14 protein-coding genes and 2 pseudogenes are annotated in these 15,553 nt (G+C 60.7%); 13 read left to right on the top strand and 3 right to left on the bottom strand.

The features are described 5' to 3' along the window. The first annotated feature begins 53 nt into the window (after positions 1-53). The 9 genes and pseudogenes from CGK93_RS03760 to CGK93_RS24550 all read left to right on the top strand — a co-directional run. Complete coding sequence (locus CGK93_RS03760; protein ID WP_089593668.1) at positions 54-677, top strand: DsbA family oxidoreductase; 624 nt, start codon at positions 54-56, stop codon at positions 675-677. Further along, the gene (locus CGK93_RS03755; protein WP_089593667.1) at positions 674-1,189 is read left to right on the top strand and encodes a nucleoside deaminase; all 516 of its coding nucleotides are present in this window, start codon (positions 674-676) and stop codon (positions 1,187-1,189) included. Before CGK93_RS03760 ends, CGK93_RS03755 begins: the two co-directional genes overlap by 4 nt. Positions 1,190-1,202: 13 nt before the next feature. Next, positions 1,203-1,523, top strand: coding sequence for a DMT family transporter (locus CGK93_RS03750; RefSeq protein ID WP_089593666.1), 321 nt, complete (start codon positions 1,203-1,205; stop codon positions 1,521-1,523). 34 nt (positions 1,524-1,557) lie between these two features. Further along, complete coding sequence (locus tag CGK93_RS03745) at positions 1,558-1,992, top strand: DMT family transporter (protein ID WP_089593665.1); 435 nt, start codon at positions 1,558-1,560, stop codon at positions 1,990-1,992. A gap of 280 nt (positions 1,993-2,272) precedes the next feature. After that, positions 2,273-3,204: pseudogene (locus CGK93_RS03740) on the top strand (pseudouridine-5'-phosphate glycosidase). Next, complete coding sequence (locus CGK93_RS03735; RefSeq protein ID WP_157731589.1) at positions 3,188-3,841, top strand: HAD family hydrolase; 654 nt, start codon at positions 3,188-3,190, stop codon at positions 3,839-3,841. Before CGK93_RS03740 ends, CGK93_RS03735 begins: the two are co-directional and overlap by 17 nt. 12 nt (positions 3,842-3,853) lie before the next feature. Beyond that, positions 3,854-5,236: an MFS transporter gene (locus CGK93_RS03730; RefSeq protein ID WP_198318343.1), complete on the top strand. Its 1,383-nt coding sequence runs from the start codon at positions 3,854-3,856 to the stop codon at positions 5,234-5,236. Continuing rightward, on the top strand, positions 5,226-5,990 hold the full coding sequence (locus CGK93_RS03725) for a hypothetical protein (protein WP_157731587.1): 765 nt from the start codon (positions 5,226-5,228) through the stop codon (positions 5,988-5,990). The genes CGK93_RS03730 and CGK93_RS03725 overlap by 11 nt, the downstream gene beginning before the upstream one ends. Positions 5,991-6,691: 701 nt before the next feature. Further along, positions 6,692-6,812, top strand: a pseudogene (locus CGK93_RS24550) (LLM class flavin-dependent oxidoreductase); the annotation flags it as partial. A 13-nt stretch (positions 6,813-6,825) separates the two neighbouring features. Here CGK93_RS24550 and CGK93_RS03720 read toward each other — a convergent pair. Beyond that, on the bottom strand, positions 6,826-7,494 hold the full coding sequence (locus CGK93_RS03720; protein ID WP_089593662.1) for a response regulator: 669 nt from the start codon (positions 7,492-7,494) through the stop codon (positions 6,826-6,828). Beyond that, the gene (locus CGK93_RS03715; protein WP_089593661.1) at positions 7,491-9,089 is read right to left on the bottom strand and encodes a sensor histidine kinase; all 1,599 of its coding nucleotides are present in this window, start codon (positions 9,087-9,089) and stop codon (positions 7,491-7,493) included. The genes CGK93_RS03720 and CGK93_RS03715 overlap by 4 nt, the downstream gene beginning before the upstream one ends. A gap of 298 nt (positions 9,090-9,387) precedes the next feature. On the opposite strand from CGK93_RS03715, the gene CGK93_RS03710 reads away from it, so the two are divergent. From CGK93_RS03710 to CGK93_RS03695, 4 genes are read left to right on the top strand one after another with little or no spacing between them, the layout of a single operon-like run. After that, entirely contained in the window at positions 9,388-10,395 is a 1,008-nt protein-coding gene (locus tag CGK93_RS03710; protein ID WP_089593660.1) for a Bug family tripartite tricarboxylate transporter substrate binding protein, read from the top strand. Beyond that, positions 10,392-10,895, top strand: coding sequence for a tripartite tricarboxylate transporter TctB family protein (locus tag CGK93_RS03705; protein ID WP_089593659.1), 504 nt, complete (start codon positions 10,392-10,394; stop codon positions 10,893-10,895). Before CGK93_RS03710 ends, CGK93_RS03705 begins: the two co-directional genes overlap by 4 nt. Continuing rightward, the gene (locus tag CGK93_RS03700) at positions 10,895-12,487 is read left to right on the top strand and encodes a tripartite tricarboxylate transporter permease (protein ID WP_089593658.1); all 1,593 of its coding nucleotides are present in this window, start codon (positions 10,895-10,897) and stop codon (positions 12,485-12,487) included. Before CGK93_RS03705 ends, CGK93_RS03700 begins: the two co-directional genes overlap by 1 nt. After that, the gene (locus CGK93_RS03695) at positions 12,484-12,876 is read left to right on the top strand and encodes a universal stress protein (RefSeq protein ID WP_089593657.1); all 393 of its coding nucleotides are present in this window, start codon (positions 12,484-12,486) and stop codon (positions 12,874-12,876) included. The genes CGK93_RS03700 and CGK93_RS03695 overlap by 4 nt, the downstream gene beginning before the upstream one ends. An 80-nt stretch (positions 12,877-12,956) precedes the next feature. Here the strand turns inward: CGK93_RS03695 and CGK93_RS03690 are convergent, their stop codons facing one another. Then, a complete protein-coding gene (locus tag CGK93_RS03690; RefSeq protein ID WP_089597159.1) occupies positions 12,957-15,542 on the bottom strand; it encodes a GH32 C-terminal domain-containing protein in 2,586 nt (861 codons plus the stop codon). Between the last annotated feature and the right edge of the window lie 11 nt (positions 15,543-15,553).

The following is a 15,553-nucleotide window of genomic DNA, read 5'->3' as shown; positions in this document are numbered from 1 at the left end:
TATGCACATGCAGATTCATACTGTTGAACAACAAAGAAAGAGAGGCCGTTCCGTTGAGCACAAAGGTAGATGTCTTCGTGGACTATGTCTGTCCATTCTGCTTCCTGGCCGAGGACGCGATCGAGGAACTGAAACGAGATCGCGATGTCGAGGTGCGGATCCGTCCGTTCGAGTTGCGGCCCACTCCGGTCCCCACCCTTCGACCGGAGGACGACTACTTGCCGCGCATCTGGAACGCCTCGGTCTTCCCGATGGCCAACCGCGTCGGAGTTCCCCTTAAGCTGCCCTCGATCTCTCCACAGCCGCGGACGGAGAAAGCGTTCATGGTGTTGCAGCTGGCGCAGGAGGCGGGCAAGGCGGTTGTGTACTCCAACGCCATGTATAGAGCGTTCTTCCAGGACGATCGCGACATTGGTGATGATGCGGTGATTACTGACGTCGCCGTCTCTGTTGGACTTCACAAAGCTGATGTGGAAGCGGCACTGAACAGCGACGAACGCCGCGCCAGACACCGCGCCGATCAGGATCGTGCAGTGAACACTGTGGGAATCACCTCAGTGCCGGGAATCATGATCGAAGGAATCCTGCTTAGCGGCGTTCCCGATGCTGACCGGCTGAAGAGGGCGGTTGACAGCTTTGCCGGACTTATCGCTGACGTTCCGGGGGTTCAGTCATGAAGACCTATCCTCCAGAGCTGCTGAAAGTAATGGAGGAAGCTGTCGCGCGCTGCGTTACCCACGTTGAGGCTGGCGGATTGCCCTTCGTGGGGGTAGTCGTTGATGACAAGCGCGTCATTTCGACGTTTGGCGTCAATCAGGTTCGGGAGACGCGCGATCCGACCGCGCACGCCGAAATTGTGGCAATGCGGGACGCAATGTCGGCTCAGGGACGCACGGACCTGACCGGCGCAGTGCTGTTGGCAACGGGCGAGCCGTGCGGGCTTTGTTACCGGTTCGCGATCGACCACGGCATCGAAACCATCTACGTCGCCATCGACCGCGACACGGTGGCCGAGTGGGGCTTCGACTATCGCTCCAGCTACTCGTCGCTGGAGGTATCCGATGAACGTCGCGCCGGGCTTTACCATCCACTCCCCGTTGAGCATGGCAACGAGCCATTCATACGCCATCTGCAAACGCCAGGACTCACCGAGCGCAAAGATCTGCGCTCACACAACCACTTGAACTGAAAGGAACACCATCATGAACTGGCTCTACCTGGGCATCGCCGTCATCTTCGAGGTTGCCGTCGGCATCCTAGCCGGAAAAGCACAAGGCTTTACCAAACTCTGGTGGACGATCGCCACTCTCATCAGCGGCGCAATCGCTACTTTCTTCCTCAGCCTTGCACTCCTGACGTTCGACGTTGGAGTGGGATACGCGATCTGGACCAGTGTCGCAGGCGTCGGGATTGTCATCATCGGCGCCCTTTTCCTCTCCCAGCGCCTGACCTGGAAGAAATTCCTCGGCATCGCCGTCGTCATCGCCGGTGTCGTAGGGCTGAACCTCAGCGCCGCCGCCTGATCCTCACTCCCCACATCCTGAAAGGACTCCTAACATGACCACCACAACAGACACTTCAAACAGTTCGGCAAAGATTGCAGCCGAGACGAAAACAGGCCCATGGGCAGCCCTGCTGCTAGCCGGAGTATTCGAGGTCGGCTACGCCCTCAGCGTGAACGGAAGCGAGGGGTTTACCAATCTCACATGGTCTCTGATTGCAATTGTGTTCTTCCTCTTCACCCTCTTCTTCCTCAGCGTGGCCCTAAAGAAAATCGACGTTGGGATCGGCTACGCAGTGTGGGCAGGGATCGGTGCGGTGGGGGCCGCACTTCTGGGCCCTGTCTTCTTCGACGAAACTCTGACCTTGACCAAGGCGTTCTGGCTGGCAGTCATCATCGGGGGTGTCGTCTGGCTCAAACTCGCCGACAGCCCCACGATCGAAGCCAGGAAGCAAACCACCGGGAAAACCACTCCTGAACCAACTCAGTAACGAAGAGAATTCCCCCTCGACCCACGGCATGCTCGGCACTCCAGCCGCTCCGGACGGGCTTCAGTCAGCATATTCAATGCTGTCACTGACTCTATCCGTCAGAAATCAAATCACGGTGGAAAATGTCGTTCCCTACGCAAATTTACATTCCGCGCTGTCCGTCCTACGAGTCCTTAGTGGCCCTCATATGGACACGCCACCGCTCACAGTCAATGAAACGAGCTTTTGTACCTAAACACTGCAGCACTATCCGATCCCGCAGGAAACCAAGGAATTCACAATGTTAAATGACTACACAGACGTCTCAGACGAAGTACGTTCCGCCCTTTCTGAGGACAGACCCGTCGTTGCGATGGAGACATCAGTTGTCTCCGGCGGAAAGTACCCCACCAATTTCGCCTCCGCCCAAGAAGTCGATGACGCCATCCTCGCAGCCGGAGCGACACCCGCACGCGTAGCTCTCATCGATGGTCGAATCAAACTAGGCCTAACGCCAGAAGAACTCGAGCGTCTCGCCCACGAAAACTCCCCCGCAAAGTCGGCACCCGAGACATTGCCGTCGGGCTCTCAACAAACCTGACAGCCGGCACAACTGTCTCATCCAGCCTCATCGTCGCGGCCAGCGCCGGCATCAAGGTCTTCAGCGTCGCAGGAATCGGAGGCGTCCATCGAGGAGCCGAAACCTCCCTGGACATCTCCACCGATCTTGAGGAATTAGCACGCCAACCGATCGCAGTGGTCTGCGCCGGAGCAAAATCACTCCTCGACCCGGCACTAACCTTGGAGTATCTGGAAACCAAGGGCATTCCAGTGGTTGGCCTGGGCACACGGATGTTCCCGAACTACTACGGAGTGTCCTCCGGGCAGGAAGTCCCGTGGACACTTAACAGCATCGATGAGGTGGCCAAATTCATCGGTCTTCATCTGGCGTTGAACCTTCCCGGAGGTGTGCTCGTCACCAAGCCCATTGCTGACGATGCAGCCCTCCCGCTGGAGTTACTCAACGACGCTGTCGAGTCGGCTTTGACCCAAGCGCGGGAGCAGGGGGTCAAAGGCCAGGCCCTGACCCCAGTGGTGCTGTCAGCTATCTCAGCGTCGACCGACGGGGCGAGCGTCCACGCTAACAGGGCCGTTCTCGTCTCAACAGCAGTAGCCGCGGCGGAAATTGCCAACAAATTGCAGGTTGGGGTTCCCAGTGGCAGTCATATTTGATCTTGACGGAACCCTGCTGGATACACCCATGGGAATTGTCCATGTAGTAAACAGGACAGCAGAACAACTGGGCCTCGCGGCTCCATCAGATACGGCCATTCGCGCCATGATCGGCAAACCTCTCCAGGAGATGTTCATCTCCTTCGGCTGGCCTGCTTCCACGTCCGAACAATCACTCACTGTTTTCCGATCCCTGTTCTCCGAACACGTCGTGAGTGTGGCCCCCTCCCTGGTCTTTCCAGGAATGAGGCGATCACTCGAAGCTCTCAGGTCGGAGCATCGCCTCGCCGTCGCTACCAGCAAAGTCCTCCAGAGCGCCGAAGAGATACTCACAGCAGCGGGGCTCCGCGAATATTTCGATGTCGTGCTCGGCGCTGACAGCGTCCTCAACCCCAAACCAGCTCCTGACATGGCGTTGCTCGTCGCAAGCCGCCTCGGAGTCTCCCCAGATTCATGCACCGTCATAGGAGACTCCGTCCATGACATGAAGATGGCCGTTTCCGGAGGAATGACCGGCGTTGGAGTGACCTGGGGTGTCGACACGCCTCACGAATTGTCCTTAGCAGGGGCTTCTCTCATCTGGGATGACCCCACCAAGATTCCCAGTTCCCTTCTCCCTCAGCCACTTCACCACTAAGGAAGTCTGATTTTGTCTACGACTAGCACGCCCGTCGAAAAGCGAACGGGCGTACAAACCCTGACACTCATCGTGATATCGATTGCACAGTTCATCATCGCACTGGACTACTCCATCGTTTACGTCGCACTGCCCAGCATCGGAGCTGAGCTGGCAATGAACGGTGCATCACTCCAGTGGGTGGTCAGCTCCTACGCGCTTCTCTTCGCCGGACTCCTTCTCCTCGGCGGACGAATCGTCGATAAATTCGGCGGCAAGAGTGTCTTCATCGGATCCGTCCTGCTTTTTGGGCTCGCCAGCCTCTTAGGCGGCATCGCCGATAACGCCACCCTCCTCCTTCTCGCCAGAGCACTCCAAGGCATTGCCGCTTCAGCATTACTTCCCTCTGTTCTGGCCCTGCTCAGCCAGTCCTTTCCAGGCGGTAAACTGCGCAGCAACGCCTATGCCATATGGGGCGCGGTCGGGGCTTCAGGCCTGGCAGCGGGCGTCGTTTTGGGCGGCCTGCTAACTACGCTGTCCTGGCGATGGACCTTCCTGATCAATATCCCGCTCGTTATCGTCTGCGTGATAGGCGCCGTTAGAACCTTCCGCAATAAAAACCCCCAGACAGAACCGACCACAATTCCGGTGATGTCCAGCATCGCCGGCACGGCAGCCATACTCCTTGTCGTACTGACTCTCACTCTCCTGGCAGACCCAGAAACATCAGCGGGGCTCTTCTGGTCAGTGACGGTGCTGGCCATCCTTGCGGTCCTGACATTCCTGTTCAACGAGCGCCGCTCCGGCTCACCACTCATAGAGAGGCCACTGCGTAAATTACGTGCATTGAGAGCAGGCACAATCGCGGCAGGTCTCTACATGGCCAGTGTAGGCACCGAGTTTTTCCTGGTAACCCTCTACCTCCAAGAACAACGAGGCTACTCAGCCCTCGCCGCCGGGATTGCTTTCCTCCCCCTCGCAGCCATGGTTACCGTCGGCAATGTCGTTGCCGGCAAGCTGATCGTCAGCAATAGCGTCCAACGTGTCCTCGGTCTGGGCTTCGCAATTTCAGCCGGGGGACTGTTATTGCTCGCAGTTTCCCTCGGAATCGACAACTTCTGGATAGGACTATTGCCAGGATTCCTCTTGAGCGGCTTTGGTCACGGGCTCATCTACACCGCGATGTTCGTGCTCGGCACCTCTGACGCTCCGCAAGAAAGCCAGGGCGCCGCTGGCTCGTTGATCACAACATCTCAATACGTAGCGGGCGGCATTAGCCTTGCCTTGCTCGTACTCGTCATAGCTTTGACTGGTCCTGAGCTGGGGTATCCGCTGGCATTCGGCATAAACGCAGCCTTCGCCCTGATAGGTGTTGTCGTGGCACTCACACTTAAGGATCGCTCCAATGCCACATAACAGCACCCCAGTAACCACCAAAGGACACCACGACCGATACCGAGTGGGGATCGTTGTGGTCGACAATGATCCAGTTCCAGAAATGGAGATCAACCGACTGGCACCGCCGGGGGTATCCATACATGTCAGCCGATTCAGGCTTCCTCGGGAAAGCGGAGAAGAGTTTCTAGGCGAACAGGTCGCGCAACAGCCAGGAGCGCATCTCGTTGCCGCATTGGAAACACTGGACCGAATCGGAGTCGACGCTGTCGGTCTCTGCTTTACCAGCAGCAGCATCTTCGACCCGGAAACCTTCGACAAAGCCTTCATTGACGCTGCGCTGCAGATCAACGGAGATTGGAACATTGCCACAGCAGCACAAGCAATCATTTCTGACATGGAGCGTAAGGGTGCTCACAGCCCTTACACCGTTGTGCCGCCTTGGTTCACAACTCCGACCATCGACGCCCTGATGTCCTATCTAAAGCTCTACGGCATAGTATCTCCCGGATTCCATCAGCATGAGTTAGGGCCGGCATGGGACGCCTACCCGCGCCAAGATCGGTTCGACCTGGGAGCAAAATGGGAAATTCAACCTCGCCAGCTGGTCGATGATCTGCGCTCCCGGAACCTGATGGGCGCTGACTCCATACTCATTCCGGGCAGTGGATTCCCCAGTCTGGACCTCCTCAGCCGAGAACCAGCCCAGCCCCCGCTCCCCCTTTTCAGCGCCAACAAATCTCTGCTGAACGAGCTCCTCCGCTTAGCCCATTAAGGAACGAAGGGAATCAAAAGTGCTGCACTCAACAACGGCAGATCGGGCCGCCTCCGAGACCCGAATGGTCATCACAAGTCACCACAAAACCGGCTACACCGTAACCGAAGTACACGTCCCGAAAAATACGATTTCCCGGATACTACTGTCACCCGGTGCATCTTTCTACTGCCTTAGCGGGAAAGGGTGGGCGTCTCTTCCGGAAGGCGAGGTCCGGTACGCCCTGGCGCCAGGCGTTGTACTCACTCCAACAAACGGCGAGAAAGCCCTGTTGCTGGAGGCAAGCCAATCTATCGAAATACTCCACATCACATACTCCGGCGCAGACTCGCCTTGGGCTATGTAAAACGCGACGGCTCGACCATTCACCGGGACGACCAACCCTCGGCCGCACCCACGGTTCATGCCAACCCGCACGCGGGTTTTTCACCCGACCAGCTCTGTAAGACGGCACCGATGCATGCCATTGGCGAGGTTCTGATCACGTGAGATCTTGATCCCCGGACGCGCAGCAAGGTTTAGGCTTTCTTTCGCGAGGGCGGTTGTTTTGGAGGCCGGGGTGGGGGCGTCGCGATCGAGTGTCAGTCGATTAAGGACAATCAAAGTTCCCGATGTAGCAAGGCTGCAAGGAATACCACGGCGATCAGGACCAGGGCGTGCATGCCTGCGTGTTACGGCATTTTCCTGGCGGCGTGCGTGGACAGGAAGTCGAGGTGGCGTTCGCGCTGCCCTTCAGCTTTGAGCACGAGGACTACGCGCAGATCCTCACCGATATCGCCGCAAAGATTAAGGCCCGCCTTGGGATGGAAGCCGGACGACTAAGCACGGGGCCGGCTCACCGCCCCTTCAGCACGTATCGCCGTTCAGGACGTCCGACGCCGTATTTGAGTCTGACCTCCAGCGCCCCTTCGTCATGGAGGTACTCAAGGTACCGTCGGGCACTAACGCGTGAGGTCCCCAACTGCTCGGCAACCTCGGCAGCGGACAGATCACCCGGCGCTGATTTCAGCGCGGCCTCAACCAGCTGCAACGTCTCCACACTACAGCCTTTGGGCAGCGCTCTCTCCGAAATGCCCAGCCCGAAAACGCGATTCACATCTGATTGCTCCGCCTCCACCTTGGACGCGTCCAGGCCCTGGTAGGCACTGAGATAGTGCTCCAGCCGTTCCTGCAGATCGGATTGGGAGAATGGCTTGATCAGGTAATGGACTATGCCACCACGCAAGGCCTTCCGCACAGTTTCCACTTCCCGGGCAGCGCTGATCACCAGTACATCGAGGTCCGGGGCGACATCCCGGAGTTGGTGCATAAGCTCCAGCCCGTTGATGTCCGGGAGGTGGATATCCAGCAGCACCAGGTCCGGCTGCAGCCGCTCGGTTTCAATCAGGGCTTGGACACCGGTGTGTGCCACGCCGACCACCTCGAAGCCCGGGGTCCGCTGGATGAAGCCAGCGTGGACCTTGGCCACCATGAAGTCGTCGTCCACAATCAGAACCTTGATCACCGCTGATGTGCCCCTTTGTTGATCCCTGAGTCGGTCTTGCTGAACTGCGCAGTAAACACTGCCCCGTTGTCGTTGGACACCGAGAGGTCGCCTCCGGACCGCCGGCAGATCACCCGGGACAACGCCAACCCGAATCCCCGCGCATCACCCGGCCCCGGGTCCTTGGTGGAAAAGCCCTGACGAAAGATGTCTTCCGCGGAGCCGGAGGGAACACCCGGTCCGTTGTCCCGGACGGTAACCGTGACACCGTCCGGCGAGTTGACCACCAACACGCGGACCGAAGCCCCGGCGCGGCCAGTGACGGCGTCGAACGCGTTGTCCACCAGGTTCCCCACCACGGTGGTGAGGTCCCTGGAGAGCTCCTCGCGGACGCGCGGCAGGGCGGACTGGGGGTCAAGCTGAAGTTCCACGCCCCGCTCGGTCGCCAGGCTGGCTTTGGCGATCAGCAGGGCTGCGAGCGCAGGGTCCTCGATGCGGCTGGTGACGTCGTCGTTGAGCCGGGTGCGGTCCACGGTGGCGCCGTTGACGAACTGCACCACGGAGTCGTATTCGCCGATTTGGATGAGGCCGGAAATGACGTGGAGTTGATTGGCGAACTCGTGCGCTTGAGCTCTTAGGGTGTCAGTGACGGTCTTGGTGGCGCCGAGTTCGCTCTCCAAAGACGACAACTCGGTCCGGTCCCTCAGTGTTGTTACCGAACCGATGTCGCGGCCGTGCGAACGCAGTGCCACGCGGTTCATGACCACCAGCCGCTCCCCCACCAGCACCAGTTGATCAGCGTCTGACTGCTCACGGGTCAGGACGATTTTCAGTGCAGGATCCACATGGAGGGATCGCAGCTTCTTCCCGACGCAATCCGGGGGCAGTCCAAGGAGTTGGCGGGCGCTCTGGTTGGCCACCGTGATGCGCTCGTGCGGATCCAACGCGACGACGCCTTCCTTCAGGCCCTGCAGCATCGCTTCACGGTTCTCCACGAGCCCTGTAATCTCCCGCGGTTCCATGCCCAGGGTTTGCCGTTTGACGCGGCGGGACAACAGGAGGGATCCGGCGACGCCCAGGACGCTGGCAACACCCAGGTAGGTGAGGAGGTTGGGCACGGCATCGCCCAGGCGCTCGATGGTGGAGGGGTAGTTCCTGCTGATGGAGGCTACGCCGATCATGATTCCGGCATCATCCAGGACAGGGACGTGGGCGGAAAGTACGGCCCCTCCACCGGCCGGCAGGACGCCGGTCCACGCCCGGCCCTCCATGACCCTGCTTTCACCGAGGGGCAGCGATTGTCCTACCAGGCTGGGATCGGACGAGGCCACCACCGTACCGTCCAGCTTGGCGAGGGCCACGTGGGAGGATCCCGACACGGTGCGCACGGATTCGGCCACGGCGGGAAGCGCTGAGCCGGCCCGGGGTTCGGCTGTGGGCAACAAAGCGCGCACGGTGGGGTTGTTGCCCAATGCCTCGGCAGCGGACAGTGCCCGGCGCCCCTCTGTCCGTTCGAAAACAGCAGCGGATTGGGCGAGTGAAATGGCCACCACCGCCACAAGAACGGCCAGGACGATGAGCAACTGCAGCACAAGGTATTGCCCTGCCAGGGACATTCCTCTTCTTCGAGACAGTCGGGTCACTGCGTTGGTTCCTTTGGTGGTGCCGGTGAGGCGGGGGCGGATAACAGCTTCCACCGTGGCGTATCGGAACTATACCGCAGGGGCCTAAAAGACCGGCCCAGACCTCCATCACGGCCCAAAACAGGGGCAAAAACAGGGGCAAAAACCGTGAACGCAATGAACTTAAAGATCACTGCGAACACAAGAGTGATCCCTGTCACGCACGCGCCTAGCATCGGATCAACGGGCATTGCCCTGCACTCGAATTTTCAATGATGAGAAGAGGAACACCATGCGCCAGATCCGCGCATTGCGAGTCGCCGCCGTCGCAGCCGGCATCGCCCTGATGGCCACCGGCTGCGGTGCCACAGGTAAGTCCACAGGTTCTGAAAGCTCCGGCGCTGCCGCGGGGCCCATCACCGGTCTCCAGATCATGGTCCCCAACACTCCCGGTGGCGGCTACGACACCACCGCCCGGGCAGCCGCCAAGGTACTGGACGACGAGAAGATCTCCACCAACACCGAGGTATTCAACCTTGCCGGCGCCGGCGGAACAGTTGGCTTGGCCCGCATCGTCAATGAAAAGGGCAACGGTGACCTCACCATGCTCATGGGCCTGGGCGTTGTGGGAGCCAGCTACACCAACAAGTCCGAGTCGAAGCTGACCGAGACCACCCCGTTGGCAAAGCTGATCGAGGAACCCGGCGCCATCATGGTGGGCAAGGACTCCCCGTACAAGACCATTGATGATCTGGTGAAGGCTTGGAAGGCCAACCCGGCTTCCATCTCAGTTGGCGGCGGCTCCTCGCCTGGCGGCCCGGACCACCTCCTGCCGATGCAGTTGGCGGGCGCTGTTGGCATCGACGCTACCAAGGTCAACTTTGTGTCGTACGACGGCGGTGGCGACCTTTTGCCCGCCATCCTCGGTAACAAGCTTGGTTTCGCGGCTTCCGGCGCAGGCGAGTACCTGCAGCAGATCAAGTCCGGCGAGATCCGCGTCCTGGCCACCAGTGGCGAGAACCGTTTGGAGGGCGTGGATGCTCCCACGTTGAAGGAGTCCAACATCGACTTGGTCTTCACCAACTGGCGCGGCATAGTGGCCCCTCCGGGCATCAGCGAGGACGACAAGAAGTCCTTGATCGCCGCCCTCGAGAAGATGCACGAATCTGCAGGTTGGAAGGAAGCCCTCAAAACCCACAGCTGGACGGACGCTTTTGTCACCGGTGACGAGTTCCAGACCTTCCTGACGGACCAGGACAAGCGCGTTGCGGATGTCCTCACCAAGCTCGGGTTGGCGTGAGCTCCATAGCCACAGGCCTTAAAGGCCGCGCCGAGCTGGGGGTAGCCCTCCTGCTCGGCGCGGTGGGCGTCCTGGTCTTCCTGGACGCGAACGGCCTGGTGACCCCGTACTCCCAGTCAGACCCCGTGGGTCCGAAGACTGTTCCGTTCATTGTTTCCGGGCTGCTGATCATCTGCGCCATCCTGCTCGCCATCAACGTCCTCCGCGGAGGCAAGGGTGAAGCCGAAGGCGGCGAAGACGTTGACCTGGCACACCCCGCCGATTGGAAGACCGTCCTCCCGCTGGCCGGAGCTTTCATCCTGAACATCCTGCTCATCGACTGGGCGGGGTGGGTCATCTCCGGAACGGTCCTCTTCTGGGGCAGCGTACTGGCGCTTGGCAGCCGCCACTACATCCGGGACGGCCTCATTTCCGTCGCATTGTCAGTGCTGACCTTCTACGGCTTCTACCTCGGCCTGGGCATCGCGCTGCCTGCCGGGCTCCTGGAAGGAATCCTCTAATGGACGTCTGGTCCTCCCTGATGGACGGTTTCGCCACCGCCCTGACCCCCATGAACCTCTTGTTCGCCGTGATCGGCGTGCTCCTGGGCACCGCCGTCGGCGTTCTTCCCGGGCTGGGCCCGGCCATGACCGTGGCACTGCTGCTTCCGGTGACCGCCGCTTTGGAGCCCACCAGCGCCTTCATTATGTTCGCCGGCATCTACTACGGCGGCATGTTCGGCGGTTCCACCACCTCCATCCTCCTGAACACACCAGGTGAATCGTCGTCAGTGGTGACGGCCATCGAAGGCAACAAGATGGCCAAGGCGGGCAGGGCTGCACAAGCCCTTGCTACCGCCGCCATCGGTTCGTTCATCGCCGGCACTATCGGCACCGCACTTCTGGCAGTGTTCGCGCCCATCGTGGTCCAGTTCGCCGTCAGTCTGGGCGCCCCCAGCTACTTCGCGATCATGGTCCTCGCCTTGCTGGCAGTAACGGCAGTCCTGGGCTCTTCGAGGCTCCGCGGCTTCGCCTCACTGGCACTCGGTCTGGCGATTGGGCTGGTGGGTATTGACTCCGTGACCGGCCAACGCCGCCTGACCTTCGGCCAGCCCTTGCTGGTGGACGGCCTGGACATTGTGGTGGTCGCGGTGGCGATCTTCGCCGTAGGTGAAGCCCTCTGGGTTGCCGCCCATCTGCGCCGCACGCCGCTCCATGTGATTCCCGTGGGCCGTCCCTGGATGGGGAAGAAGGACTGGGGCCGCTCCTGGAAGCCCTGGCTTCGCGGCACCGCCTTTGGCTTCCCGTTCGGTGCCCTGCCCGCCGGTGGCGCCGAGATCCCCACGTTCCTCTCCTACGTCACTGAGAAACGGCTCAGCAAGCATCCGGAAGAATTCGGCAAGGGCGCCATTGAAGGTGTCGCCGGGCCCGAGGCCGCCAACAATGCTGCCGCCGCCGGAACCATGACGCCGCTGCTCGCACTCGGCCTCCCCACCAACGCAACAGCCGCCGTCATGCTCGCCGCGTTCACGTCCTACGGCATCCAACCCGGCCCGCAGCTGTTCTCCAGCCAAGGCCCCTTGGTGTGGGCATTGATCGCCAGCCTCTTCATTGGCAACTTCCTGCTCCTGCTCATCAACCTGCCCTTGGCACCCGTCTGGGCCAAGCTTCTGCAGCTTCCCCGCCCCTACCTCTATGCAGGCATCCTGTTCTTCGCCACCTTGGGCGCCTATTCGGTCAACCTGCAGGCCTTCGATCTTGTGATCCTGCTGGTACTTGGCGCACTTGGCTTCATGATGCGGCGCTTCGGACTTCCGGTCCTGCCGCTGATCCTGGGCGTCATCCTCGGGCCGCGCATCGAAGGCCAGCTTCGCAAGACGTTGCAGTTGAGCGCCGGTGATCCCGCAGGCCTGTTCAGCGAACCCATCGCGATCGTGGTCTACATCATCGTGGCGATCATCCTGGCGTGGCCGTTCATCTTCAAGCTCATCCGGCGCAATCGGCCCGCAGCAGTCTTCGCAGGACCGTCCGGGCAGACGACTCCCGTCGAACCGGAGACGGCCGCTCCCACCGAGTCAACCACCCCGACCCACCAGAAGCAGGAGAAACCATGACCATCGTGGTGGGATACGTCCCCACACCAGAAGGCGAAGCAGCACTGACGCAGGCCATCGCCGAGGCCAAGAAAAGCAATGACACCCTCCTGGTCATCAACTCGTCCAAGGGCGACGCCTTGGTGGACAACCGGTACGCCCAGGAACCGGACATCCAGAGCATCGAGGAACGGCTCGCGGATCAAGGCATCCAGCACATCATCAAGCAGCCGATCCGAGGTCACGATGCCGCTGCGGAAGTCCTGGACGCCGCCGACGAAAACGACGCCGCCCTGATCGTCATCGGCCTTCGCCGCCGCAGCCCCGTAGGCAAGCTCATCATGGGCAGCGTCTCCCAGCGGATCCTGCTGGAGGCGGACTGCCCGGTTTTGGCGGTCAAAGCCGACTAGGAGTCCGGTCAAAGGACAGGGAAGCACGACGGCGGCTGGTCACCTAGGTGACCAGCCGCCGTCGTGCCTTTAAACAGGGATTACCACATGGCCCTGGTGAGGGGCGTGACGGTAAGGCTTTCCAGCCGGGCCGTCCCTCCCTCAGAGAACAGGGACAACGAGTTGGCACCCGCTGAAGGAAAGACCTGGTCCGTCAGAGTCACAAGGCCATCCTGCGCAAATACCTCCACGGATGCCCGGTCCACATAGAGCCGCAAGCGGAGCCTGCCATTGATGAGCTGGACGGGGACATCGTCGATCGACGCGAAGGACGGATGGAAGTCCTCGTTTCCGGAGTTGGTCCTGTCAATGAACGCCCGTCCCGAGGCCGTGGTGTAGCCGACTTTGGTTGCCTCCGGGCCGTTGCCCAGAACCTTGAGCCCGAAGGCGGAGGCCGTTCCCGGCGAGAACTCCGCATCGATCTGGACCACGTCCCCCGTGATGGGAAGATTGTTGGTCCCTGGAGCGATGTCCTGCGCCGGCGCGGTATAGGCGGCAGCCGTGTTTTTCAGTCCGTCCACTTGCGCTACCACTTTTTGGGTTAGCCGGGGACCTTGGCCGGTCTGCGTGAGCTGGACTTCCCGCGGCAGGGCCATGGAGCCCCGCCAGGTGGTTGTTGGCGTGGACTGGCCGTAATCCCAGTTGTTCATCCAGCCCAGCATGATCCGTTTTCCGTCAGGGGCGTTGCTGAAGGAAACCACAGCGTAGTAGTCCCTGCCCCAGTCCAACCAGTCGTGTTGCTCCAGCCGGTTGATATCCGAGGCCACAAATTCGTCGGCGAGGATGTGACCCCACCCGCCACGGTTGTTGTCCACAATCCGGAGGGTGGCCTGGCTGCCTTTGAGGCCGCTCACGTCCCAGGCTTTCCAGCCCAGGTGTTCGGAATCGGAGCCCGTGGTGCTGCGGACAGCCTGGCCGTTGACCATGAGGTTGACCGTGGTTTCACTGCTTCGCGGTTGTGCTGGCTGTGAGCCGAGGACCATGTTGTCCAACGTCAGGTGGCCCCACTGTCCCGCGGCATTGTCCACGATCCGTAGGCGGGCGATTTGGCCGTAGTACTGGGAGACATCCCAGTTTTTCCAGTTCAGGTCTCCCGAATTGCTGCCGGTGGTGCTGCGGACTGGAACTCCACTCACCAGCAGTTCCACCTGGAGGCTGCCGTCTGTCCGGTTGCCCCCACCCAGCAGAAAACCAATGTTGGTGTTGGTGAGGTAGAACTCCGGTGAGGTGATGGTACCGACGTTGTTATCGGCGTTGGGGCCGCCCTCGAAGGTGTTGATGCGCTTTCCGATTGCGTATTCACCGCCCGCAGTGGAGGGGTTCCTGGCTGCCTCGAAATCGCCGGTCAGTTGCCACCCTGCTGCGCTGAGGGTCCCGGGGTAGTCGAAGCCATCGAACAGGAGGTAGCCAGGCGGCGGCGTGTTCCCGGGCTGTTCACCAGCTTGTCGGGGGTGGTTCCCGCCACCGACCAGGAAATTGATGTAATCCTTGGTGACGGTGAAGGGCGCAGATTCCAAGGTGCCGGTGGGTACATCCCCGCCGGTGAACCCGTTCACGAGCCCGGCGCCGATGGATCCCGTGACAGTTTGCTGCCCTGGGAGCGCTCCGGGAGCGGGGCTGCTTCCCCAAGGACCTCCGGGGTTGGCGGGGTCATTGCCCACGTTCCACCCGCTGTAACTACCGCCATTGAATCCGGCGAGCAAATTTCCCGGTGGTGCCACGCCCAAGGGATCCGTGGTTTCTGACGTGAAGCGCGTCCCGTCAAAACTTCCGACGAAATACTGGCCGCCGCTGCCGCCCGCCACCGCTCCAGGGTTGATGTTGACTGCCAGCACCCATTTGATGTTGTTGGGATTGCCATCCACGGCCAAGGGGAACAGGTCCGGGCATTCCCACTGCCCACCTGTGGCATTGGCTGGTTTGAAGTCATCCAGGTAGGTCCAGTTTTTCAGGTCGGTGCTCTTGTAGAAAAGGACCCGGTGCTCGTTGGCTTCCACGGCTGACATCACCCAGTACGAGCCCGCTGCCCCTTGGTACCAGAAGACCTTGGGATCGCGGAAATCCGTAGTGTTCCTGCTCAGCACGGGATTTCCGGAGTACTTGGTCCAGGTTTGGCCGCTGTCCGTGCTGTAGGCCAGGGACTGCGCCTGTTTCCCGGGGTACAGGGGATGGTTGCCGGTGTAATTGCTGGTGTAGACGGCAACCAGTGGCGGGTTCTGGGCTGTTCCGAATCCGCTGGTGTTCTGCGAATCCACCACGATGGAACCGGAGAAAATGTCTTCTGTTGCCTGCCCGCTGCCGTTGAACGTCTGGGCAATGGCGAGTGGCTGTTCGGTCCAGTGCAGCAGATCCGCCGAGGTGGCGTGGCCCCAGCTCATGTTTCCCCAGGTAGTCCCGTTGGGGTTGTACTGGTAGTACATGTGGTAGGTGCCGTTGTGGTAGACCAAGCCGTTGGGATCGTTCATCCAATTCTTCAAAGGCGTGTAGTGCAGGTAGGGCCGGTATTGCTGGGTGGCGGGGTCGGGATCGGCAGCCTGCGCCGGTGCCGCAGTCAATCCTGCGGCCAATGAAAGAACGACGGCGGCGATCACCCTGGCGATTACCGGCGCTTTAGTACGTCTGGTCATCATTGACAGAC

Origin of the sequence: Arthrobacter sp. YN, from assembly GCF_002224285.1 — a bacterium.
Classification (GTDB): Bacteria; Actinomycetota; Actinomycetes; order Actinomycetales; family Micrococcaceae; genus Arthrobacter.
This window is presented reverse-complemented; position numbering and strand designations above follow the sequence as displayed.